Raw genomic sequence first — 23,692 nt, forward strand, 5'->3', positions numbered from 1 at the left:
TCAGTGAGGTGTATATGCTGTTTTAGAGGCATCTTTGGATGAACGATTTTCTCCCCCAATTTATCCAGCAGCTAGCCAATGGGTTAACGTTGGGTTCAATATATGCCCTTATAGCAATTGGCTATACCATGGTGTACGGCATCATCGGCATGATCAATTTCGCCCACGGCGAGATTTATATGATCGGGGCTTATATAGGGCTGGTGACCATCACCGCAATAGGCGTCACGTCGGGTTACCCGCTGCCGTTGGTGCTGGGTGGCGCGCTATTGGTCTCGGTCGCTGTCACCGGCTTATACGGATTTGCAGTCGAGCGCGTCGCCTACCGACCGCTGCGCGGAGGACCTCGGCTTGTTCCGTTAATCTCCGCTATCGGCATGTCGATATTTTTACAAAATTATATTCAGATCGGCCAGGGATCGCGTGATATTTCGGTACCCGTGTTAGTACCAGGGGCCGTTGAATTCCAATTGGCTGGGAGTTTTTTTGATATCACTATCCCCTATTCAAGAGTCATCATTTTTGGTGCTACTTTAGTTTTAATGGTTGCCTTGACTGTTTTTATTGGTTATTCCCGTATGGGGCGAGCCTGTCGCGCGTGCTCTGAAGATATGCGCATGGCGAATCTTTTAGGGATTGATACTAATCGAGTCATTTCCTTTACCTTCATACTGGGTGCGATGCTGGCCGCAGTAGGTGGGGTTTTGATCGCGTTGGCAATCGGAAAACTAAGTCCTTTTATTGGGTTTATTGCGGGTATCAAAGCATTCACAGCCGCAGTCCTGGGCGGTATTGGAAGTATTCCAGGTGCGATGCTTGGCGGTATTCTTTTAGGGCTGGTAGAAACATTTGCTGCAGCTTACTTGCCTGCAGAATACAAAGATGTTGTTGCCTTCGCTTTGTTGATTTTGATTCTCCTCTTTCGACCTACAGGTCTGTTGGGCAAAACAAACGTCGAGAAGGTATAAGCTGATTATGAATCAAGAACCTAACACCGGCGCAGTGACGTTAAATACCATAGCTGCCGCACGATCCGCTGCTAAAGGTCACACCCTGCGAGCGTATGCACTTGGGAAAAACCTCAAGTCAGCGTTTATCGCCGCTGTCATGACGATTATCCTGACCGCACCTGTTTTGGGCCTGCAGCTCAAAATGATCGGATACAAAGTTGTCTTGGAACAGCATTGGATGCCTGTCTGGTTGGCGGCCGTCGCTGTGTTTGTTTTCCAGTTGCTGCGACCCATTTGGTTGGCAAACCGCTCGGTCGTTAAATTTCCCTCTATTCCAGAGTTGAACGAGCACCGGCAGAAGACCATTATTCTCGCATTGCTGGTAATTGGTTTAATTTGGCCGTTCTTCGCTTCAAGGGGGGCGGTAGATATCGGCACGCTTGCGCTGATCTACATCATTCTCGGGCTGGGGCTCAATATTGTTGTAGGTTATGCAGGGCTCTTGGACCTGGGGTACGTCGGCTTTTATGCTATCGGCGGTTACAGCTATGCTTTACTCAATCAGCATTTCGGGCTTTCGTTCTGGCAGTGCCTACCGGCCGCGGCGGTCATGGCAGCCGTTTTCGGATTCATATTAGGATTTCCTGTACTGCGGTTACGTGGTGACTATCTTGCCATTGTGACACTCGGGTTTGGCGAAATAATTCGTCTGCTGTTGAACAATGCAACGACGATTACCGGAGGGCCGGACGGTATTTCTGGCATACCGAAGCCGACGTTCTTCGGTATCGAATTTGCGAGAAAAGCCAGCGAGGAGGGAGCTAAAACCTTCCATCAAATACTCGGTATTGATTACTCAGGAATGCACATGGTGGTATTCCTTTACCTGGTCGCTCTTGTGTTAGTTGCTTTTACTTTGTTTGTGACCAGTCGTCTTATTCGCATGCCGGTTGGGCGTGCGTGGGAAGCACTGCGAGAGGACGAAACGGCATGTCGTTCGTTGGCGTTAAATCCAACGAAAATAAAGCTCTCCGCATTCACGTTGGGCGCGGCCATCGCTGGACTGGGCGGGGCGTTCTTCGCTGCACGTCAAGGACTGGTAAACCCAGAATCCTTTACGTTTATTGAGTCGGCTTTAATTCTTGCAGTCGTGGTGCTTGGCGGCATGGGGTCACAGTTAGGTGTCGTTCTCGCCGCTATATTGTTGACGGTTTTGCCAGAAGTTGCACGTGGGTTTGATGAGTACCGGATGTTGATCTTTGGTCTTGTCATGGTGCTTATGATGATCTGGCGACCACAAGGGCTTCTGCCTGCTCGTCGTCCACATGTGGAGTTGCCAACATGACCCACGAGCTGCTGAAAGTTTCAAATTTACAGATGCGTTTTGGCGGGTTGCTCGCTGTTGATCAGATAAACTTCTCAGTCCGCAAAAATGAAGTATTCTCGGTCATTGGCCCTAATGGTGCTGGGAAAACCACAGTGTTCAACTGTGTCAGTGGATTTTACAAACCTGCCTCCGGCAGCGTTGTATTAGATGGCGTGCCTATTGAAGGGCTTGCGAGCCATGTTGTGGCAGAAAAAGGTCTGGTCAGGACTTTCCAAAATATTCGACTTTTCAGAAGTCTTACGGTACTTGAAAACCTTCTTGTTGCTCAGCACAGTCAGGTTAAAACAGGTCTACTGCAGGGACTTTTTGCTACCCGCAGCTACCGTAAAGCAGAACATGAAGCACTCCAAAACGCAGCGGCCTGGCTGCATCGGCTTGGTCTGACGGGCCTCGCTAACAGAGAGGCAGGCACATTACCCTGTGGTCATCAACGGCTGGTTGAAATTGCCCGCTGTATGATTACGAAGCCTCGCCTATTGATGTTGGATGAACCCGCTGCGGGGCTCAATCCTCAAGAGAAAATCGAACTGGCTAAGCTGATCGATAATTTGCGCACTGATTTCGGTATTTCGGTACTCCTGATTGAACACGATATGAGTCTCGTTATGGGAATTTCAGACCGAATACTGGTGATGGAATATGGTCGTGCCATTGCCACGGGGCTACCTCACGAAATTCAGAATGATCCGCGAGTTATCAAAGCTTACTTAGGGGAAGAGTGATGCTTAAGTTAGATAGCGTGCATACTCACTACGGGGCTGTCGAAGCGCTGGCCGATGTTTCTATCGAAGTGAAGAAAGGCGAAATCGTGACGTTGATAGGTGCCAATGGCGCCGGTAAATCAACGTTAATGATGACGGTGTGCGGATCGCCCGGTGCTTCCAGCGGTAATGTTATTTTCGAAGGCCAAGACATTACCCATACGCCAACCCATGAAATAATGCGAAAGGGAATGGCTGTTTCTCCTGAAGGCCGGCGAGTGTTTCCGACACTTACGGTGTACGAGAATTTAAAAATGGGAGGATTCTTCTCCAGTCATAAAGAAGCGCAAATAGGCGTTGAACACGTTTATACGCTTTTTCCCCGACTGAAAGAGCGATCTAAACAGCGTGCAGGAACAATGTCCGGTGGAGAGCAACAAATGTTGGCAATCGGTCGGGCGTTGATGAGCCGTCCCAGGTTGTTATTGCTGGATGAACCGACCCTTGGTCTGGCGCCATTGGTAATTAAACAGATTTTTGAAATTGTCAAAACCATCAGGGATTCGGGTGTCACGGTTTTCCTGGTAGAGCAAAACGCTAATAAGGCACTGCACATCGCCGACAGAGGGTATGTGCTTGAAAACGGTCGGGTCGTATTAGCAGATACGGGACATAACTTGTTGAAAAACGAGAGTATTAAAAGTGCGTACCTGGGCGGATAGCAAAAATAAATAAGAACGCTGCTAGGGATAGTCAAATTTCTTGGCGGTGGCTGGATTTCTTGATGTGAGGTGATGTAACCATGAATAGTTCCCAGCAAGGTACTCCTGAAAGCTCGGGGTTTTCCGCCAACGCAAGCGACACGCAGGAGTCTGCTGAGTGGCGTGATGCACTCCTGTCATTGATTGAAAATAGTGGCCCTGAAAGGGCCCGCGAAATAATCGATGAGCTGGTCAGTCTCGTCCGCGACCCGCACATCGGCTGGAAGCCCAAGCTGGGAACACCCTACATCAACACTATTCCCGTAACAAAGCAGCCCGCATTTCCAGGCGATCTGGCAATCGAAGAACGCCTTTCATCGATCATTCGGTGGAATGCTCTCGCGATGGTCGTGCGTGCTAACCAGGCTTATGGTGATTTGGGCGGCCATATAGCCAGCTACGCGAGTGCGGCGGATTTGTTTGAGGTCGGTTTTAATCATTTTTTCCGAGCAAGAAGCGACTCCTTTGGTGGCGACCTGGTCTTCTATCAACCGCATTCCGCGCCAGGCGTTTACGCACGAGCGTTTCTGGAGGGGCGACTGGGAGAAGAGAACCTTCAGCATTACCGGCAGGAGATCACCGCTTCCCGCCGTGGGGTGCAGGGTCTGTCCAGCTATCCACACCCCTGGTTAATGCCGGACTTCTGGCAATTTCCAACAGGGTCGATGGGTATCGGCCCTATTAGTTCGATCTTCCAGGCCCGATTCATGCGGTATCTTCACAACCGTGAGCTGTTGAACACGTCTGAGCGAAAAGTGTGGGGCGTTTTCGGCGATGGTGAGATGGATGAACCGGAAAGTATGTCTGCTCTTACATTGGCTGCCAGGGAGGGTTTGGATAACTTGATCTGGGTAGTCAATTGCAATCTTCAGCGGCTGGATGGGCCGGTGCGAGGCAATGGGCGAATCATCGACGAGCTGGAATCATTATTTGTCGGGGCAGGTTGGAACGTCATAAAACTGGTGTGGGGATCTGATTGGGACGGTCTTTTCGCTCGCGACACCGACGGGAGCCTGGTACGAGCGCTGTCGGAAACTGTTGATGGGCAGTTCCAGACTTTTGCGGCGAAAGACGGACGTTACAACAGGGATCATTTCTTTGGGCAAAACGAAGCACTATCCAAGCTTGCCCAGGGCCTCACAGATGAACAAATCGATCGGTTGAAACGAGGCGGCCACGATATGGTGAAGATCTATGCCGCCTACCAAGCTGCTTCTGTCCATAAAGGGCAGCCTACCGTGATTCTTGCCCAGACCAAAAAAGGTTACGGGATGGGCGAAGCCGGCCAAGGAAAAATGACGACTCACCAGCAGAAAAAACTCGATCGAGAAGCGCTGATTGGGTTTAGAAATCGATTCAACCTTCCTTTGACCGATGAGCAGGTTGAGACGCTCTCGTTCTATAAACCTGCCGAAGATAGTCGTGAAATGCGCTATCTGCTTGAGCGCCGGCAACGCCTTGGGGGCTTCACGCCTAGTCGGCAAACGAACGTCCCTGTGGTCGCGGTACCCGGATTGGATGTCTATGGAAGCTTTGCTACCAAAGCCGAAGGCAAGGAAATGTCTACGACCATGGCTTTCGTCAGGATGCTTAGCGGTCTGTTGAAAGATCCTATCCTAGGGCGACGGGTAGTTCCCATTGTGGCGGACGAAGCGCGGACATTCGGGATGGCCAATTTATTCAAGCAAATTGGTATCTATTCCAGCGTCGGTCAGCGTTATGAGCCGGAAGACATTGGCTCGATCCTGAGCTATCGGGAGGCGCTGGATGGTCAAATACTTGAGGAGGGTATCAGCGAAGCAAGTGCCATCAGCTCCTGGGTAGCCGCCGCAACCAGCTACGCCACCCATGGTCTGCCCATGTTGCCGTTCTATATCTACTACTCGATGTTCGGTTTTCAGCGAGTCGGCGATCTCATCTGGGCTGCGGCTGACCAAAGGGCCAGGGGCTTTTTGCTTGGAGCCACGGCAGGCCGTACAACCCTGGGGGGAGAAGGCTTGCAGCATCAAGACGGCAGTAGCCATTTGATGGCAGCTTTGGTGCCAAATTGCAGAGCTTATGACCCAGCATTCGCAGGTGAGTTTGCGGTCATTCTCGACCATGGCATGCGTCAGATGTTGGAGAAACAGGTTGATGAGTTCTACTACGTCACCCTTATGAATGAGAACTACGCCCAACCTAACCTGCCGGCAGATATTGAGAAGGACATCATCAAGGGCATGTACCGTTTTTCAGCACACACGGGTGGAGCTGATTCGAACAAGGTCAGGCTGCTCGGATCCGGAACAATTCTGCGGGAAGTAATGGCTGCCGCAGAGCTTCTGAGCGCAGATTGGCAGGTCGATTCCGAGGTGTGGAGTGTCACGAGTTTTACAGAGCTCGCGAGGGACGCCAGGGGCGTAGAGCGTTGGAACCGGCATCATCCTGAGGGCGAACAGAAAACCAGCCATGTAGGTGAGTGTCTGCCGAAGGGCGCTCCAGTCATTGCTGCGACCGATTACGTGCGCGCGCTGCCGCAACTCATAGGCACTTACATTGAAGATCACTTTGTCGTGCTCGGTACCGACGGTTTCGGCCGCAGTGATACGCGAACAGCCTTACGCACATTTTTTGAAGTTGACCGTCATCAGATCGTCCTGAGCGCGCTCTGGGCCTTGGTGCGCGAAGGGAAACTTAACGCCGACATTTGCTCTCGTGCAATTGAAAAATACGACATCAACGTTGACGAAACAGCCCCTTGGGAATGTTGATGTGAGTGTGTGATGGTTGGCATCGAACGGTTGCAACCCATCACTGCCATTAACGCTGTTAGGCACAATTTCTGTGGATGATCTTCATGACTACGCTGCGTGACATTCTGGTTCCAGATATTGGCGATTTTAAAGAAATCAGCATTATTGAAGTACTTGTTGCACCGGGTGACTTAGTTACAGCAGGGCAAACTATCATTGTTGTTGAAACCGATAAAGCAACAATGGATATTCCCGTTTCACACGGCGGTATCATAAAGAATATTCAAATTGTGGTGGGTGATAAAATCAGTGAAGGTTCATTGATTGCCACCTTGGAATCAACCGAGGCGTCTGCAGATCCGTCATCCACAATTGTAGTCGCGCAGCCTCAATCTATCGTCTCTGTTCCTATAGATTCTCCTGCACAGGCGGCTGTGCAACCTGCTGCTCCTTCATTGGAACTTCCTCGTACGGTACCCCTTGAGAAAGTAGTTTCCACTGGGCTCTTGCCGTTCGCTTCCCCGTCAGTCCGTAAGTTAGCCCGTGAGCTAGGGGTGCCACTGAGTGAAATCAAGGGTACCGGGCCTAAAGCACGTATAACCAAGGAGGATGTTCACTCTTTTGTTGGACAAGTAATGGCGGATGCCCGAAAAACGGATGCACAACAGCAGAACCCAACGGGCCAACCCTTCATGCAAGGCCTGCTGCCTTGGCCAGATATTGATTTTTCGAAATTTGGTGAAATTAAACGGGTAGACCTGTCCCGACTAAAAAAAATCAGCGGCGCCAATCTTTATCGTAATTGGTTAAGTATTCCGCATGTGACAAACCATGATGATGCGGACATAACGGAGTTGGAGGATTTTCGTCGTAACATTAACGAAGACAACGCCAAGCAAGGCGTTAAAGTTACGATGATCGCGTTGGTCATGAAGGTCTGCGTCGCCGCGCTTAAAAAATTCCCGGAATTCAACTCGAGTCTGGATCGCGATCAACTGATATTGAAAGATTATTTCCATATCGGTTTCGCGGCTGATACACCCAATGGGCTAGTGGTTCCAGTCATTCGTGATGTTGATAAGAAAGGCGTGGTGACTTTAGCTCGAGAGATGTCTGAGTTGTCGGCTAAGGCTCGCGCAGGAAAGCTTGAACCTTCTGATATGAGCGGGGGCTGCTTCACTGTTTCTTCCCTGGGAGGGATTGGCGGGACCTACTTCACCCCAATAATCAATGCGCCAGAGGTGGCAATTCTGGGGATCGGTCGCAGCAGCACCCGGCTAACCCTGGATAAGGGGCAGGTCGTTCCCAGGCTTATTTTGCCTCTCAGTTTAAGTTGGGATCACCGCGTCATTGATGGCGCCGCCGCGGGTCGATTTAATGCGTTTCTTGTCGAGCATCTAGCCGATATGCGTCGATTGATAATGTGATTTTATTTGCTGATCGGTGGGTTGTTAAAAGCTCCTTTCACGTGTCTGGTTTAGCGTTGATGCTGTTCGCAACTTTCGAGTGGAGGCGTAGTAGTCGGCTATGTTAACTGCTGAGCAGCTATCCGCCTAAAGCTAAGGAAAATAGGGGGAGCAACAATGCAAAAAACTAGACGCAAGCACCGCGGTGCGAATAAGCAGTATTTGTTATGTGCGGTAAAGGTACGAACTATCTTGATGAAGGTATTGTTCAATACACCGTTGTTGTTGCTTATATTGATTTTTATCGTGCGTATGCGTCAGTAAGATGACCCCGACCGGCCAGTCTGCTAAGACCATCATTCATATCAACAAAAAATTTATGCTAAGATCTCTGCTCTGTTAAGAAAATATGGAATGGACATTCTGTATTTTAGAGGGTTTTGAGATGATCATTCCAAAAGTTAAGATAGACGCTACTGATCGGCGCATTATGGCTGCGCTCCAGAGAGATGCGAGGCTCTCGAGCGCGGAACTTGCCGAGCTGGTGTCCCTGAGTGCATCTCCATGCTGGCGACGGGTCAAAAGGCTTGAGGAAATAGGCCTGGTACGTGGCTATCATGCAAGCATAAATATGGAAATGCTTGGATACGCTATCACTGCTTTCGTACAGGTAGCCCTGGATCAAAAGGACACCCGCCACATGAAAGCATTCGAGGATTCCATCACCTCATTTGAGCAGGTAATAGCCTGTCACTGCGTATCCGGTGTTTATGATTACCAGTTGACAGTCTTGGCCACAGACTTAGCTGAATTCAGTGAGTTCGCCAGGAAGAATATAAACGGCTTTCCCAGTGTCAAGGACGTGTGCACCGCCTTTGTCGTCAAGGAAGTAAAAGCCCCCGTGAATGTGATAGTTGGCTGAAGGGAAGCGGTTCAATCAACGGCGACACTGGTAAACAGCGGTTCCGATGAAAACACGAGTGTTCGTCGACCTGATCACGCAGGTCATACGGGCAGGCGGGCAGCAGTAGAAAGACGTCGGATGCAGTACTCGATTAACAAAATAAAATTGTGTTTGTGAAAAAAATATATTGATTTTTTTAAGGTCGGCAGCGCTTTAGCATAAACCCACCTTAAAAAAACCGCTGGGCAGCGCGTGCGGTGTCCGGCACCACAAACCAATAAAAATTGTTATCGGAGTCCTGATGAGTCTTTCTCCTTTCCACCTCGCAATCCCTGTGTATGACCTGGCCGCTACACGTCACTTCTACGGGGAGGTGTTCGGCCTTTCCGAAGGTCGCTCGAGCGACCAGTGGGTAGACTTTGATTTCTACGGCCATCAGTTGGTCATCCACGAGCACCCTAAGACTGCTTCGCAGGAAAGCGTGCACAGCAACCCGGTAGACGGTCACGACGTACCGGTTCCGCACTTCGGCATCATCCTGGAGTGGGCGCAATGGGAAGCCCTGGCAGAACGCTTGAAAGCGCGCGCCACCCAGTTTGTGATCGAACCCTACATTCGCTTTAAAGGCCAGGTCGGCGAGCAGGCCACCATGTTCCTGTTCGACCCGTGCGGCAACGCCCTGGAGTTCAAGGCGTTCAAAGATATGAGCCAGCTGTTCGCCAAGTAATAAAAAACCTGGCGCACTTCGAGGAGTGCGCCAAGGACACTTAAATGAGCTGGAAGCTCATGAATCTAGCTACTGCCCTCAAGCAGTCCTTTCATTCCAACAAAAAGGCTAGACATGAAACGTATTCCCTTAGTTTGGCAAATCGTTGCCGGGCTGTTGCTTGGCGTGCTCGTGGGTTGGTATTTCAATACCCACCCGGAAAATCAAGTCTGGGTCAGTACCGAAATCCTTAAACCGCTCGGTGATATCTTCATCAAGATGATGAAGATGGTCGTCGTGCCGATTGTTTTCTGCTGCATGATCCTCGGCATTGCCGGAGGCGGTGATAACAAATCGTTTGGGCGCATGGGCGCAAAGTCGTTGATCTACTTCTTTGCAATCACCAGTCTCGCCATCGTGCTCGGCTTGTGCTTCGCCAACCTGTTCGAGCCGGGTAAAGGCACCGAAATCGCGGGTATCGCCCACACCGCGGCAGCCGTGCATATGGAGCCGTCGAAAGGCGCGCTGATCATCCTGCAAAACATCGTGCCCGATAACGTGATTGTCGCGATGTCGGAAGCGAAGTTGCTGTCGGTGCTGTTCTTTGCCGTGCTGCTGGGCATGGCGCTTAATACATTGCCTAAAGAAAAGAGCGCACCGGTTGTAGCGGTCGTGCAGGGCTTCTCCGACGCCATGTTCAAAGTCGTATCGTTTGTCATGGCCTACGCACCGATTGGTGTATTCGGCATGATCGGCGCCACGGTGGCGACCTTCGGATTTGCCTCGTTGCTACCGTTGCTCAAGCTGATCGGCGTGGTGTACCTGGCGCTGATTACCTTTGCCCTGGTGATGCTCGGCGGTATTTGCTACCTGATCGGCGAAAACGTCTTCAAGTTGATCAAGTACTTCCGCGATGAGCTGATCCTGGCCTTCTCCAGTGCAGCCTCTGCGGCGGTCATGCCGCAGTTGATGACCAAGCTGGAAGCCTATGGCGTGCCTCGGCGCATCGTCAGCTTCGTGGTGCCGGTGGGCTATGCGTTCAACCTGGACGGTGCTTCGATCTTCCTCGGTGTGGCGACGATCTTCATTGCGCAGCTGTATGGCATCGATCTGTCGTTGACTCAGCAGATTTTGCTGGTGGTGACGATGGTGCTGACGTCGAAGGGCGCTGCGGGCGTACCTGGGTTTGCCATCATCATTCTGTCGGCCACCTTGGCGTCTGCCGGGCTGCCGCTGGAAGGGGTCGCATTGATTGCCGGGATCTTCCGGATCATCGACAGCGGTACCACCACCTTGAACGTGCTCGGTAACGCAATTGCGCCCCTGGTCATCGCCAAGTGGGAGAAAGCGCCGCTGGAGCGAAAAAACGCGGTAGGGGGCGAGCAGAACGCTTAATCAGTGACACAAGAGCCTTCCACGTTAAACGCGTCGAGGGCTCTTTTTTTGGCTGATAAACCGATAAGAAGTTTTTGTATTGATTCTTTCAAGCGTCAGGGCTTTTTCAGAACCTGCTCGGTAATCAGTTGGACCAATACTTTCACCGGTTCGGTGAGCCCGCGGCGGGCACGATGTACAAGGCCGATATCGCGATGGAAAGTGCGTTGTTTCAGGTCTATGGCGCGTACCCCTGCCGGCCAGTCTTGCTGGGTGGCCGTCTCTGGCACCAACGCCACGCCGACGCCGTTTGCTACCAGCTTGATGATCGCATCCAGCTCATCAAGCTCGCACACTTCACGCAAAGCGACATGGGTTTGTCGCAAGAATCGGTCAACCTGTCGGCCGCCGAAGGACGACCGGTCGTAACGGATGAATGGCTGGGTCGAGACCAGCTCCGACCAGTCGTCACCGGGCATATCGGCCGGGACAATGAGGCGATACGGTTCACGCGCCAGGGTTGTCCAGCGCAAGTCACTTTGCAATGAGAAGGGCGGGCGGATGATCGCGGCCATGTCGATCTCGCCGGCATCCACTTGGTTGACCAGCTCCATGGAGAGGCCCGGAATGACTCGCGTCCTGCACTCCGAAAATCGTTGATGAAACTGCGCAAGTGCTTCCGGCAGGAATGAGCGTTGCACAGAGGCAATCGCGCCAATCGTCACCAGGACGCTGGCGGGCAGCCCCACGGTGGCGGTGCCCAGGTTCTTGAACTGGCGAACCAGGTCCTGGCCCTGCAACAACACCTGTTGGCCCACTCGGTTGAGGTGGGCTGAGCGGCCTTTACGGTCAAACAGCTCAACGCCGAGCTCCGCCTCCAGGCGTTGCATTTGCGCGCTGACGGCGGCTTGGGTGAGCCCTATCTTGCTGCCAGCAGCCGCAAAGGTCCCTTCTCTCGCCACGGCGATAAATGTTTTCAGTTCTTTAATCATCGGCAAATATTAATTATGTTTTTACGGTAAATACATCTATTTATTTTGTATCAGCGGGCCGTTATGCCCATGGGGTAAGCGCTGTGCAACCTGCGCCTGCTCATGTGATCGCCGAGCGTTTTTTGATAGCATGCGCTGCATGAAGAAACCTCTCCAAGACATGCGTCAGCACATCATCGATGTTGCCAGATCGCTCATGACCCAAAAGGGTTATACCGCCGTCGGCTTGACCGAATTGCTTGCCGCGGCCGGTGTGCCCAAAGGCTCCTTTTATCACTACTTCCGCTCCAAGGACGAGTTTGGCCAGGCATTGCTCGAAGAGTACTTCCAAGAGTACCTCTCGCGGGTCGATGTGGAGATGGCCAGAGACGGCAACGGGGCAGAGCGCTTGCTGAGTTACCTACGGTATTGGGCCGAGACACAGGCCTTTGATCACACTGACCAGAAATGCCTGGTGGTCAAATTAGGTGCAGAAGTGTGTGACCTTTCCGAAAATATGCGCGCGGTTCTCGAAAAGGGCACGGCGCTGATCGTTGAGCGGATCACGCGCTGCGTTGAGCAAGGCAAGGCCGATGGGTCTATCACCGCGCTGACTGAGGCGCCTGTATTGGCAGAGGCGCTTTATCAGATGTGGTTGGGCGCCTCTTTGCTGGTCAAGGTCAATCGAACACACGCACCCTTCGATGCGGCGTTGGAAATGAGCCGGCGCTTGGTGTCGTGACCTTAGCGGTTGAGCGATACAGGGCGCTCTGATGGCGCCCCATGGTCAGTTGGCGTTATCGCGATTCGGCGAGGGAAGGGGCGAGCATGGCCACCGCAGTTGCGGCGATGCCCTGCAGGTCTTCGCGACTGGCCGCATCATGAGCCTGCAACGACATGCCTTCAAGGAGGGTATTCAATGCAGCAGCGAGTATGCGGGTGTTGGTCTGCGGTTTGAGCTGCCCAGCCTCAACCGCGCGATCCAGGCGTTGTTGCAGGTAGTCGCGGCCTTCCTGGCGCAACGCTTTGAGGGCGGCGGTGACCTCGCCAGCATCTTCCGACACGTTCACGGCCGCCAGTACCACCATGCAGCCGCAGGGCGCTAGAGGCTCGGTCAAAATGGACGCAGAGGTATGAAAGAATTCGCGGATGGCGCACACGATGTCCGGCTCGCTGCCCATCCGCTCCCACGTCGCGTCCCAGAAGGTCGTTTCATAGTGGGCAACGGCTTCCAGAAACAACTTGGCCTTGTTGCCAAACGCCGCATACAGGCTGGGTGGATTGATGCCCATCGCTGAGCACAACTCGGTCACCGACGCGGGCTCATACCCGCGCTTCCAGAACACCGCCAACGCGCGAAGCAGCGCCTGATCGCGGTCGAATGCGCGCGGGCGTCCCTTGCTGCGAGGAACAGAGGGTGAAATGGAATCGGACATGGGGCTGGCTACCTTGAGGCGTAACGCCAGACGCTGGCGTCGGGAAAGCTGTTTTCAACGTGGATGATACACAAAATGGCCTGGCTTCGTGGCTCCGCGCTAGTGCAGCAGCGCGTCTGGACCTGCGGGTCTTGAACGGTCGGCCTCAGTGTTCGGCGGTCACCGTCCAGCTATTTGAGCGCCATCGTTGCATGAGACCGTCGGTCACGTAAGGGGCAGTTCATTCCATGATTTACTAGACGACCGGTCTAGTTCTGGTTAGAGTGGCGTCATTATGAGAAACCAACACGCCACAACCCGCCAACACATCCTGGATGTCGCCAGGGTGTTGATGACCCACAAAGGCTATACCAGCGTGGGACTGGCTGAAGTGGTGGCCGCCGCCGAGGTGCCGAAAGGCTCGTTCTACCACTATTTCAAATCCAAGGATGAATTTGGCCAAGCGCTGCTGGAACAATACTTTTGTGACTACTTGGCTGCGGTCGACACCCTGCTGGCAGGTACCCGGCCGGCGGCTGAACGATTGCTCGGGTATTTCCACTATTGGGCGCACACCCAATGCTCCGATTCACCGACGGACAAATGCCTCGTCGTGAAACTGGGCGCCGAGGTCTGTGACCTTTCCGAAGGCATGCGCCTGGTGCTCGATAAAGGTACTCAAGCGATCAACGCTCGGCTTGAGCGCTGCATCGAGCAAGGCCATGTCGATGGCTCGATCACCTCCACCCTCTCCAACGCGACGCTCGCGCAAGCGCTTTATCAAATTTGGCTCGGTGCCTCGTTAATGATGAAGATCAACAAGCGCCCTGACGTTTTTGAAGAATCCCTGACCATGGCGAAGCGACTCCTGTCGTAGCCATTTTTTTAGCAACTTACTAGACGACCGGTCTATTTAATTGAGGTTTACCATGACAGATAACAGTCATCGCACTGACTTGTTCACACCCACCCGCTTTGGCGCAATTGAACTCGCCAATCGCATCGTAATGGCGCCGGTCACGCGCAGCCGCTACGCCGAAGACGGTATTCCCAACGAGTTGCACGCCGAGTATTACGCCCAGCGCGCCACGGCAGGCTTGATCGTTGCCGAAGCCACCAATATCTCCGCTCAAGGCCGTGGTTATGCGGCAACACCGGGTATCTGGAGCGACGAGCAGGTTGCCGGCTGGAAGAAAGTCACTGATGCCGTGCATGCCGCTGGCGGCAAGATCGTCAGCCAACTCTGGCACGTGGGGCGTTTTTCCAGCGTCGAGTTGCAGCCGGACGGTGCTGCACCGGTGGCGCCTTCCGCGATCAAGGCTCAAGGCGATACCTACACCGTCAACGGTTTTGTCCCGGTTTCGATGCCGCGCGCACTTGAAACCGATGAAATCCCCGGGATCATCGAGCAGTACAAACGTGCGGCCGAGAACGCCAAGCGTGCCGGTTTTGACGGTGTGGAAGTGCACTCCGCCAACAGCTACCTGCTGGACCAATTCCTGCGCGATTCAACTAACCACCGCACCGACCAATACGGCGGTTCGATCGAAAACCGCGCTCGGCTGACGCTGGAAGTGACCGAAGCGATCGTCAATATCTGGGGCAATGAACGTGTCGGCATCCGCTTGTCGCCTGTCACCCCCGACGCCGGCAACACGCCGCCCGACAGCAACGTGATGGCGATGTACGGCTATCTGATCCAGCAACTCAACGCATTCGATCTCGCGTACTTGCACTTCGTCGAAGGCGCTACCGCCACCTCGCGTGAAGTGCCTGCGGGCGTGGACATGGACGCCCTGAGCGCGCAGTTCAAAAGCGCCTTTATCGGCAACAACAACTACGACCTGGAAATGGCAATCAAGCGCCGTGCCGAAGGCAAGATCGACGCTGTCGCGTTTGGTCGCTTGTTCATTTCCAACCCCGACCTGGTCGAGCGCCTGCGCCGTGGCGCTGAACTCACCATTGCACCGCGCGAGTCCTACTACGGCGGCGGCGCCAAGGGCTACACCGACTGGCCTGTCGGCAACTACTGATCGCGCCTGAACACCTGCGATAACCCAAACACTGCCCGACACGTGCGGGCAGTCATTGTCCAAGAGGAACTCCATGAACTACGTGCAAAACAAGACTGCGATCATCACCGGCGCATCGTCTGGCCTGGGTGCCGCATCGGCTCGAGCGCTGTCTGCCCAAGGCGCTCGCATTGTTGCCGCCGCGCTGGACCAGCAAGGTCTGGACGCGATCGTCAGCGAGTTGAAAGCCAACGGTGGTGAAGCGGTAGGGCGCGTCAGCGACGTCACCAACCCGGAGGATATGAAGGCGCTGGCCCAGTTCGCCCAGGACGCTTTCGGTTCAGTCGATATCCTGATCAACAACGCCGGCCTGATGTTGTTTTCCAACTGGGTAGACCTGGCCGTTGATGACTGGGAAAAGATGATCAACGTGAACATCAAAGGCTACTTGCACGGAATCGCCGCTGTGCTGCCGTTCATGTTGAAACAGAAGTCGGGCCAGATCCTCAACATGGATTCGGTGGCCGGTCACCAGGTCGGGCCGGCTGCCGGCATCTACAGTGCCACTAAATTTTTCGTGCAGGCCATGACTGAGTCGATGCGCAAGGAACTGGGCGTGCATCATGGCATTCGTGTCAACACCATCAGCCCCGGTGTGATCAACACGGGTTGGGCAGACAAAGTGACCGATCCAGCGGGGCGCAAGGCCGCCCAGGAACTGAACAAGATCGCGATCTCGCCTGACGACATAGGCCGAGCCGTGCTCTACGCCTTGAACCAGCCTGAAAACGTCACCGTCAACGACCTGATCATCTCGCCAACCCGTCAGGATTGGTAAGCATGACCTGACCGCGTGACCACGCCCAGGCACGCACAGGCACGCACAGGATGCGGCGTGCCTGGGTGCAGCGGTGCCCAGGCCGACTGCGCTGATTTCAATGCGAGGCTGGCCAAGTGGGCATCATGTGTCTTGTTCTGCATCGACGTTCAGCGCCTCGCCGATCGCATAAAACTGCCCGCCCGCGATGTAGTGCAGGCTACGAAAGTCCGCTGGGGCGGTCTCAAAATGCCAGTGCCCATCCTTGAAGACGCGCGTGTCTGCCCATGCGCCAACCACCTCGCCGATGAACAAATCATAGGTGGTCTGGTTGTGGGGCTCGGGCAGCAGTTTGCAGGCCAGCCAGGCCGAGCAGCCCGCAACGAACGGCAGGTCATGGCCGGGAATGTCGAACAACTCCACATCACTTTGTGCCAGTTTGTCGTGCGTATCGAAAAGGCTCGCACTGCCGACGTTTTTTGTCAGTTTGAGTTGTGCCACGGTGGGCACCTGAATCACGAAAACGCCACTGCGCTCGACCAACTCGCGTGTCTTGGTGATCTTGTCCAACACCACTGTCACTTTTGGCGGCGAAAAATCCAGCGCGCAGGCCCATGCGGCGGCCATCACATTCGTCACCCCCGCATGTTGAGCGGATACCAGGGTGGTCGGGCCGTGATTGATCAGCCTGTAGGCTTTTTCAAGTGGCACGGCGGCAATATGCTCGTCCATCGCAACTCCAATAATAGGCCCCGCATCCATCACTGGACCGAGGCTGTGCTCATTTACCCGCTGGCCGTTTTGTTCAGGTAGACCTGAAGGCTTTGATGGCCGCCGACAATCAGTGATTCGATCGCCGCGGTCAACTCGCCCTGGGGATCTGGCTCGCGCGTGTCGAAGGTTGCGCTCCACAGGACCACTGTAATGTCTTCACCCGTCAGGGGGATCAACCGTACGGTAGCCACGTAATTGTCGACGGGCAATGGCGACTCTACAAAACGGTACGAGAACTGCAGGTCAGGCTCGTCCACCGACAACAGTTTTTCACGCAAGACTGCGCCGTCTTGTAAGGTCAGCCGGCGGATGCAGCCCACCAGGCCGTCAGGCTGGCCGTTTTCGATAATGCTTTCGGCAATTGCCGGGTGCCATTGGCTGATCTGTCCGAAATGCTTGAGCACATCCCATACGCGGTCGGCGCCGCCGTCAATGAGGGCGCGATATTCAACTGTTGCCATGATTTGATACCTTTAATACATCGTAATGTGTACATCGACGGCCATGCCACGGCGCTGGGGCTCGCACTGATGGCCGCCCTGATCAGCCTTCGAATTGGTGATAAACCTTGGCGATCACCTTCCAGGTGCCGTCGATTTTGATCAGCGTCAGGTAGTCGTTGTAATCGGCGCCAATCGCGTCGTTTTCCATGTCGACACGAACCACGGCGGTGGTCGGCGTTATCGCCAGCACGTCCAGACGGGTAGTGATATCCGGCGCCGTGCCGTGGGTGCGGACAAAGTCGAACAGGTTGTTGATCGGGCCGCCCAGCAGTTGGCCATTGGTGAAACCGTACATCACCGCGTCTTTGTGGAATGCCTTCTCCAGGCCCTCGGCACTGCCGATACGCAGGCTGTCCACGTAGTGCTGGGCGACGGCGATAACGGCGTTGTATTCAGCAGTGGGTACCGCTTTGATGTTCTTGCTCATGATCCAAATCCTATAAACGTTTATGGCGTCAACGCGCCGTGGTGAAGGAGGCGTGTGGCTTAAGGCGCTACGTGGGTGTGGTAGATCTTGCTGACAACCGTCCACTGGCCTTCCACCTTCAGCAGGTTGAAAAAGTCGGTAAAGCAGAAACCGGAGATGTCATTGGTATCGACGCGCGCACTGGCAGCCGTGCCCACGATATCGACGTTGACGATGGCGCCCTTGGCCTCGGGGGAGGGGCGAAACGCGCTGTCGATGATGTCGAACAGACCCTGAATCGGGCCGCCGGTCAGTTTGTTCTCGGCGTCTACGCCAAAGATCGTCGCCTGTTCGCTGAAGGCTGGTTTCATGATGCTGCTTTTCGCCTGTTTGCCACCTTCGTTGTAATGGTTCAGTACGGCGACAATGGCGTTGTATTCCTGGACGTAGGTTGGGTTGCTCACGGCGTGACTCCTGTTTGAATGATCGCGTTGCGCGCAAGGCGTGAGATGGCCAGCCGGGCGAGTAATGCCCGCGCAAATCCCGCCCACGGCATGCCCATTGGCTAGACGGGTAATTTATGTATCGATCGATACATATCTCGTGCATTCTATAGTGATCACTACAGTTTGTGTCAAGCTTTTAGCGGATAGCGAGTGGGGCCAGGTAGGAACGCTGCCCATCCCTATTCAGGCAATCGGCGAGACGACCTGGGGGGCTGCGTTGAAGTCGAGCATGGAAATGAATCTATCCATCAACGGTGATTCGTTGTGGGTGTTCCAGCTCATATACAGGCCGATTGCCGGGTTGGGGGAGGCGGTCACCGGGTAGATCCGGCGGAACAGGACCTTGTCGCGCATGATTGAGTTGGCAATCGACTCAGGCACCAGGGCAACGCCGAAACCGCAGGCCACCAAGCCGATCAAGGTATGGATCTGCGCGGCCTCCTGCACCACCTTGGGATAAATTCTGTCGGGAGAAGCGGATATAGCCTTCATGCGCAAGTTGCCGATTTCGGCAGAAAACATCGAGTCACGCCTGTTGCTGGCTGAAGAGATCGTGATGGCGCTGCCCGCCCATCACCCCAAGGCGAAGGAAGGTCAGCGATGGCTCGATCGCCTTGGAGGCTGCCAAGACCCTCAGGGACAAGGGCTTCAAGGTGGTAGGGCATCATGGCGACCTGTCTAGCGAACAGGGTTGCGAGCAATTGGTGGCAGCGGCCATCGAGGCGTTTGGCCAACTTGATATCTTGATTCACAACGCCGGTTGGGTCGGTTATCAACCCATCGAAGAAACCGACGCGACGTTCATCGGCCGGGCGTTGGATATCAATATCTATACACCTGTGTGGTTATGCAAACATGCCTGGAAACATCTCAAGCAGTCCTCTGCCGCATGCGTGGAGCCCGAATGGGTGGCGCCTGGCGTGGTCTTTCTGGCCTCCCAGCAATGCGAGGATTCCGGCTATGTCCTGCGCGCCAGCAACGGACAATTTACGGCGACGCGGTTTGTCGAAAACCCGGGTGTCGACTATCCCGTCGATTTGGCCCGAGTCAAAGCCGACAGCGCCGAGCAGGTTGCTCAACTTTGGAACCGGATCAAGGAGTGTTGAATGAAGTCGGGTAGGGCGGCCACGCCCAGCCCGCAAAGGTCGATCTTAAAAACGCGCTCAGTCGCTTTCTCCTTTCAAGTTCCTGGCTGCGCGGCCGATCCAGTCCTTAGCGCTCCGAGCAGTCTCCCTCGAAGTACGCCGACGCTTCAAACCAGCTCCACAACAATAAAAACCTAACGGGGTTAGCCATGACCATTTTACAGCGGGTTATCGGGGGCTTTGCGGTGCTTGTGCTGTTGCTGCTGACCATGGCAGGGGTCAGCTATCAAAGCACGCATTCTATAAGCGAGCGTCTGGGCATCATTACGAGCCAATCGGCACCGTTGAGTCGCGCGGCCAGTGAGTTGTACGTGCATATCCTGCGCGCCAACCAAGCGTTGCTGGCCATGTTGATCAGCACCGATGTCAAACAGATCGATGCCGGCAAGCAAGCGTTCACCGACAGCATTACCCAGTTCAATCGCTTGCTCGACAGCACGGCGGTCTATGTGGTCGACCGCGACGAGCTGAAGGCTGGCCTCGCCCAGCAGCGCCAGTTAGTGACGGCCTACGCCGACCAGGCGCAAACCCTGATGGCCTCGCACCGTGAGCATGTGCAGCAACTCGCGTTGACGCGAGTGCTGCAAGGTTACAGCAGCGCCCAGGGTTCGCAGTTGGCGGGTTACCTGCGCGATTACATTGCTCGGGCCCGCAGTGCCGGCGACGTACAACAGGTGGCGGCGGCTGAAAAACTGCTGTTGGAAGTCAATAAATCCTATGACGGGCTGGCCGCGCATGCGGCGACGCCAGCCATCGACACCTTGCAACGCGTGCTGAACCTGCAGGACGAGGTCATCAGCACGCGCCTTCAGGCGCTGTTGGCCGTTGACCCCAGAGGCGGGCGGATTGCCGCCGTGATGGTCAATCGTCTACTCACCGATCTGACCGGCGCCGCCGGCGTGTTCCATGCCTACCTCGCCGAGGCAAAATTGAGCGCGCAGGTTGTGCAGCAACGCACGGCGGTAGAAGTTGCCCTGCAATCCACCCTGGGCAAGATTGGCGAATTTGGCAGCCAGGCCCTTGAGGTCGCCAATCACGCCAGGGACGATGCCAACGCCACCATCGGCACCAGCCGCAGCCTGGTGCTGATCGCCTGTGTACTGGCGGTGCTGGCCGCCGTGCTGATCGGCATTTGGGTCGCCTTCAGCCTGCGTCGCCCCCTGGCGGCGTTTCGCGAGGTGCTCAAGCAACTGACGGCCGGCGATATGCGCGTCAGTTTCGATGTCTCGCGCAAGGATGAGTTCGGGGAGCTGGGGGGCTACCTGAATGAACTGACCATCGCCCTGCGCAAAACCTTCCGTGAGCTGATCAGCTCCGCCGATGCCCTGGCGACCACCGCGGACAACAATGCCTTGAGCAGCGAGCAGACCACTCGCGTAGTGGATGAGCAAAAGGACAGATTGCAGTCGGCGGCCTCGGCCATGACTGAGATGGAAAGTACCGTGGAAGAAGTCGCACGGCGCGCGCAAGACACCCGCAAGGCGGTGGACGACACCAGTGACCTCACCGATCAAGTGCAGGAGCGTGTGGCCGAGACCATCGTCAACATTCGCCTTCAGGCCGAACAGGTAAACAAAGCCACCGAGGTTACCGACGAACTGCAGAAGTACGGCCACAATATCGAAGGCATTGTGGTTGCCATTCGTACCATCGCCGAACAGACCAACTTGCTCGCACTCAACGCGGCTATCGAAGCCGCGCGTGCGGGCGAACAAGGTCGAGGTTTTGCCGTCGTCGCTGATGAAGTGCGCTCCCTGGCAAGTCGTACCCAGACCTCTACCAGCGAAATCCAGGAAATGATCGGACGGATGCAGGAAAAAATTCATTCCGTGGTCCAGGTGATGAACGAGAGCCAGGTGCAGTCGGGCCAATGCGTGTCGCTGGCCTCGGGAGCCGGTGAACTGCTGCACTCGATGAGCGAGGCGGTCGGCACGATTCGCGACATGAACATCCAGATTGCTGCGGCCACCGAGCAGCAGAGCGCCACCGTGGCGGAAACCAGCCGGATGGTCATCCAGATCAATGATTCGGCGCAGCAGACGGCCGAAGGTGCCGAGCAATCGGCCAGCAGCAGTCAACGTTTGTCGGCCATGGCCAAAGTGCAGCGTGAACTGCTTCATCAATTCAGCGTTTGATCCTCGGGAGCTAGAAAATGAAAGCATGGTTCAGATGTTTCCTCGGGGCGGCGCTGTTAACCACAGGCCTGGCCCAGGCCGCTACCCCGCTGGTGGGCGTGGCCATGGCCAAATACGACGATAATTTCCAGGCCTTGCTGCGCAATGGCGTTCAGCAAAAGTCGGCGGCAATGGATATCGATATCTTCATGGAGAATGGGCAGGACAATTCCGAATTGCAGCTGCGGCAGTTTCGCAACCTGATCCATTCCAAAGTCGACGCGATCATCGTGGCCGTGGTCGACGGCAAAAGCACGCCGCAGATGATGCAGTTGGCCAGCGAAGCGAATATTCCCCTGGTCTTCGTCAACCGCAATCCCTCGCCCGAAAAGCTCACCGCGCGCGCTGCGTTTGTCGGCTCCAATGAACTGGAGTCAGGCACGTTGCAGATGGAAGAGCTGGCACGCCGGGCCGGCTACAAGGGCAACGTGGTGATTCTGGTCGGCGACCCCGCCAATGCGTCCTCATTGATGCGCACCGAGGACGTTGAAAAAGTCGTCGCCAAGTACCCGGACATGAAAGTCGTGCAGAAAAAAGTCGCCAACTGGGAGCGTAGCCAGGCCGCCACGGTGGTCATGGACTGGGTGAAGCAGGGCGTCGATTTTTCGATTGTCGCCGCCAATAACGACGAAATGGCGATCGGCGCGATCATGGGCCTGGAGAAGGCCGGCAAGCAGGCCAAGGATTACTGGGTAGGCGGCATCGACGGTACATCGGATGGGCTCAAGCTCATGGCGGATGGAAAGATGGCTGTCAGTGTGTTCCAGGATGCCGTGGGGCAGGCGAGTGGAGCGGTTGATGCGGCTGTCCGCCTGGCGCGTGGCGAAAAGCTGGATACACCGATTATCTGGGTGCCGTTCCAGTTGATTACTCCGGAGAATCGTCAGCAGTTCGAGTGACGGGCGATGACGCTGATCATCGACTACTTCGAGGCGCAGAGCCCGGCTGAGCGAAAATTGATGCCACACCAGGCCGTGCCTCTGGCTGATTCGCTGCGGACCTTGGGGCTGGGAACGGCAATCGGTATGCGACTGCCAGCATAAACAGCTCCTTGTTAAGGCCTGTGCATGTGAAGCGTTCAGCGCGCAGCAGTGGGCTTTTTCAGCAGGATGAAGCCTGAAATCAGGATAAGGGCCAGACCGACCGCGGTCCGGCCATTGAGCACTTCATTGAACAGTAACGCCCCCCAGGCAATCGCGAAGATCAGGTAGGTGTAATCGAATGCGCCGATGATCGAGGTCTCGCCGATTTGATAGGCCCGGGCGATGCCGGTACTGACCAGTACCATCAGAATCGCCAGCACCACCATCACGCCCCAGTCGCTGATCGCCATGGGCGACCAGCCGCCCACCAGAAACCGCAGGCCCTCGTTGGCCGGCAGGTGAGGGCCAGTCTGTGCAACGACAATGCTGCCGACCACCCCCATCAACAACAGGACGATGTTCAGCGCCAGGGCCAGGTGCGTGGGCGCCTCATTGGCGCACTTGCCCTTGGTCACGACCGCTGCGAGGGCATAGAAAATCGCAGCGAGCACGGGCAGCAATGTCCATAGGTTGAAGTCAGCCTGGCTGGGTGCGAGCGTGACCAGCACCCCGGCGAACCCCACCAGAATGGCCACCCATTTGCGCGGTGTGACATGCTCGTCCAGGGTGACTGCCGAGAATAAAGCGATAAACAAAGGCGTCGTATAGATTGCCAATGCGGCTATGGTCAGGCTGATGAAGGGCAGTGCGCTGTAAAACGCGATCCACATCAAGGCAAGCAGCAGGCTTCTTGCGCCTATCCACAAAGGGGAAAGCGGCCGTTGCTGCAATGTGCCGCGGCGGTACATCAACAAGGCGACGAGCATGCCAATGGCCAGTAGCGAACGAATCACGTAGAGCTGCCACATCGATGTCTCGGCGCTGGTGGCCTTGATAAGAGCGTCTGACACCGACAACAGGAACACCGAGCCTACGACGATGAGTATGCTTTGTCGGTTTTCAGCGGCGGTAACGGTTGTGGTTGCAGACATGATGGATCCTGATGTGATCGACCTGAAGGATTCT

The 23,692-nt window shown here is 55.1% G+C and carries 22 protein-coding genes and 4 pseudogenes; 18 read left to right on the forward strand and 8 right to left on the reverse strand.

What is annotated here, in order from left to right; translation table 11 throughout:
- The first annotated feature begins 38 nt into the window (after positions 1-38).
- The 9 genes from livH to C4J85_RS12950 all read left to right on the forward strand — a co-directional run bounded on the left by livH (position 39) and on the right by C4J85_RS12950 (position 10,942).
- Positions 39-968: a high-affinity branched-chain amino acid ABC transporter permease LivH gene (livH, locus tag C4J85_RS12910; RefSeq protein WP_124366982.1), complete on the forward strand. Its 930-nt coding sequence runs from the start codon at positions 39-41 to the stop codon at positions 966-968.
- A gap of 7 nt (positions 969-975) precedes the next feature.
- Positions 976-2,295, forward strand: a complete 1,320-nt coding sequence (locus C4J85_RS12915; protein WP_124366983.1) for a high-affinity branched-chain amino acid ABC transporter permease LivM — start codon at positions 976-978, stop codon at positions 2,293-2,295.
- Positions 2,292-3,059 (forward strand): high-affinity branched-chain amino acid ABC transporter ATP-binding protein LivG, encoded by a 768-nt coding sequence (livG, locus tag C4J85_RS12920; RefSeq protein WP_124409804.1) that lies wholly within the window; start codon positions 2,292-2,294, stop codon positions 3,057-3,059. The genes C4J85_RS12915 and livG overlap by 4 nt, the downstream gene beginning before the upstream one ends.
- A complete protein-coding gene (locus C4J85_RS12925; RefSeq protein ID WP_124407157.1) occupies positions 3,059-3,760 on the forward strand; it encodes an ABC transporter ATP-binding protein in 702 nt (233 codons plus the stop codon). Before livG ends, C4J85_RS12925 begins: the two co-directional genes overlap by 1 nt.
- An 80-nt stretch (positions 3,761-3,840) precedes the next feature.
- Positions 3,841-6,549, forward strand: a complete 2,709-nt coding sequence (mdeB, locus tag C4J85_RS12930; protein ID WP_124409805.1) for an alpha-ketoglutarate dehydrogenase — start codon at positions 3,841-3,843, stop codon at positions 6,547-6,549.
- An 86-nt stretch (positions 6,550-6,635) separates the two neighbouring features.
- On the forward strand, positions 6,636-7,958 hold the full coding sequence (locus C4J85_RS12935) for a dihydrolipoyllysine-residue acetyltransferase (protein WP_124409806.1): 1,323 nt from the start codon (positions 6,636-6,638) through the stop codon (positions 7,956-7,958).
- 424 nt (positions 7,959-8,382) lie between these two features.
- The gene (locus C4J85_RS12940; RefSeq protein WP_124408615.1) at positions 8,383-8,859 is read left to right on the forward strand and encodes an Lrp/AsnC family transcriptional regulator; all 477 of its coding nucleotides are present in this window, start codon (positions 8,383-8,385) and stop codon (positions 8,857-8,859) included.
- 283 nt (positions 8,860-9,142) lie between these two features.
- Positions 9,143-9,568: a VOC family protein gene (locus C4J85_RS12945; protein WP_122674984.1), complete on the forward strand. Its 426-nt coding sequence runs from the start codon at positions 9,143-9,145 to the stop codon at positions 9,566-9,568.
- A gap of 114 nt (positions 9,569-9,682) precedes the next feature.
- Positions 9,683-10,942 carry a cation:dicarboxylate symporter family transporter gene (locus C4J85_RS12950; RefSeq protein WP_124407160.1) on the forward strand — a complete coding sequence of 420 codons (1,260 nt, stop codon included), beginning with the start codon at positions 9,683-9,685 and terminating at the stop codon, positions 10,940-10,942.
- Positions 10,943-11,037: 95 nt separating this feature from the next.
- Here the strand turns inward: C4J85_RS12950 and C4J85_RS12955 are convergent, their stop codons facing one another.
- Entirely contained in the window at positions 11,038-11,913 is an 876-nt protein-coding gene (locus C4J85_RS12955; RefSeq protein ID WP_124366989.1) for a LysR family transcriptional regulator, read from the reverse strand.
- 139 nt (positions 11,914-12,052) lie between these two features.
- Between C4J85_RS12955 and C4J85_RS12960 the strand changes: the two genes are divergently transcribed.
- Positions 12,053-12,634 (forward strand): TetR/AcrR family transcriptional regulator, encoded by a 582-nt coding sequence (locus C4J85_RS12960; protein ID WP_164487656.1) that lies wholly within the window; start codon positions 12,053-12,055, stop codon positions 12,632-12,634.
- Positions 12,635-12,689: 55 nt separating this feature from the next.
- On the opposite strand, the gene C4J85_RS12965 is transcribed toward C4J85_RS12960, so the two are convergent.
- Positions 12,690-13,328: a TetR/AcrR family transcriptional regulator gene (locus C4J85_RS12965; RefSeq protein WP_124366990.1), complete on the reverse strand. Its 639-nt coding sequence runs from the start codon at positions 13,326-13,328 to the stop codon at positions 12,690-12,692.
- Between the two features lie 274 nt (positions 13,329-13,602).
- Here C4J85_RS12965 and C4J85_RS12970 point away from each other — a divergent pair, with 274 nt between their 5' ends.
- The 3 genes from C4J85_RS12970 to C4J85_RS12980 all read left to right on the forward strand — a co-directional run bounded on the left by C4J85_RS12970 (position 13,603) and on the right by C4J85_RS12980 (position 16,157).
- A complete protein-coding gene (locus tag C4J85_RS12970) occupies positions 13,603-14,184 on the forward strand; it encodes a TetR/AcrR family transcriptional regulator (protein ID WP_124409807.1) in 582 nt (193 codons plus the stop codon).
- A gap of 52 nt (positions 14,185-14,236) precedes the next feature.
- Positions 14,237-15,340, forward strand: coding sequence for an alkene reductase (locus C4J85_RS12975; protein WP_124409808.1), 1,104 nt, complete (start codon positions 14,237-14,239; stop codon positions 15,338-15,340).
- Positions 15,341-15,413: 73 nt separating this feature from the next.
- Positions 15,414-16,157: an SDR family oxidoreductase gene (locus tag C4J85_RS12980; RefSeq protein ID WP_124366993.1), complete on the forward strand. Its 744-nt coding sequence runs from the start codon at positions 15,414-15,416 to the stop codon at positions 16,155-16,157.
- 123 nt (positions 16,158-16,280) lie between these two features.
- On the opposite strand, the gene C4J85_RS12985 is transcribed toward C4J85_RS12980, so the two are convergent.
- The 5 genes and pseudogenes from C4J85_RS12985 to C4J85_RS13005 all read right to left on the reverse strand — a co-directional run.
- Positions 16,281-16,868: a flavin reductase family protein gene (locus C4J85_RS12985; RefSeq protein ID WP_124409809.1), complete on the reverse strand. Its 588-nt coding sequence runs from the start codon at positions 16,866-16,868 to the stop codon at positions 16,281-16,283.
- Between the two features lie 53 nt (positions 16,869-16,921).
- The gene (locus C4J85_RS12990) at positions 16,922-17,371 is read right to left on the reverse strand and encodes an SRPBCC family protein (protein WP_124366995.1); all 450 of its coding nucleotides are present in this window, start codon (positions 17,369-17,371) and stop codon (positions 16,922-16,924) included.
- Between the two features lie 82 nt (positions 17,372-17,453).
- Positions 17,454-17,840 (reverse strand): nuclear transport factor 2 family protein, encoded by a 387-nt coding sequence (locus tag C4J85_RS12995; protein WP_124409810.1) that lies wholly within the window; start codon positions 17,838-17,840, stop codon positions 17,454-17,456.
- 59 nt (positions 17,841-17,899) lie between these two features.
- The gene (locus C4J85_RS13000) at positions 17,900-18,283 is read right to left on the reverse strand and encodes a nuclear transport factor 2 family protein (RefSeq protein ID WP_124409811.1); all 384 of its coding nucleotides are present in this window, start codon (positions 18,281-18,283) and stop codon (positions 17,900-17,902) included.
- A 225-nt stretch (positions 18,284-18,508) separates the two neighbouring features.
- A pseudogene (locus C4J85_RS13005) lies at positions 18,509-18,784 on the reverse strand (LysR substrate-binding domain-containing protein); the annotation flags it as partial.
- A 1-nt stretch (position 18,785) separates the two neighbouring features.
- Between C4J85_RS13005 and C4J85_RS27685 the strand changes: the two are divergent.
- The 5 genes and pseudogenes from C4J85_RS27685 to C4J85_RS13025 all read left to right on the forward strand — a co-directional run.
- Positions 18,786-18,914 (forward strand): annotated as a pseudogene (locus tag C4J85_RS27685) (LysR family transcriptional regulator); the annotation flags it as partial.
- A 7-nt stretch (positions 18,915-18,921) separates the two neighbouring features.
- A pseudogene (locus C4J85_RS13015) lies at positions 18,922-19,431 on the forward strand (SDR family NAD(P)-dependent oxidoreductase); the annotation flags it as partial.
- 896 nt (positions 19,432-20,327) lie between these two features.
- Positions 20,328-20,747 (forward strand): annotated as a pseudogene (locus tag C4J85_RS27975) (HAMP domain-containing protein); the annotation flags it as partial.
- Positions 20,748-20,849: 102 nt separating this feature from the next.
- Positions 20,850-21,605: a methyl-accepting chemotaxis protein gene (locus tag C4J85_RS27980; protein WP_372238208.1), complete on the forward strand. Its 756-nt coding sequence runs from the start codon at positions 20,850-20,852 to the stop codon at positions 21,603-21,605.
- 17 nt (positions 21,606-21,622) lie between these two features.
- Positions 21,623-22,543 carry a substrate-binding domain-containing protein gene (locus C4J85_RS13025; RefSeq protein WP_124409814.1) on the forward strand — a complete coding sequence of 307 codons (921 nt, stop codon included), beginning with the start codon at positions 21,623-21,625 and terminating at the stop codon, positions 22,541-22,543.
- Between the two features lie 179 nt (positions 22,544-22,722).
- Here the strand turns inward: C4J85_RS13025 and C4J85_RS13035 are convergent, their stop codons facing one another.
- Complete coding sequence (locus C4J85_RS13035; RefSeq protein WP_124409815.1) at positions 22,723-23,658, reverse strand: DMT family transporter; 936 nt, start codon at positions 23,656-23,658, stop codon at positions 22,723-22,725.
- Positions 23,659-23,692: the final 34 nt, after the last annotated feature.

Origin of the sequence: Pseudomonas sp. R4-34-07 (assembly GCF_003852375.1) — a bacterium.
GTDB lineage: Bacteria > Pseudomonadota > Gammaproteobacteria > Pseudomonadales > Pseudomonadaceae > Aquipseudomonas.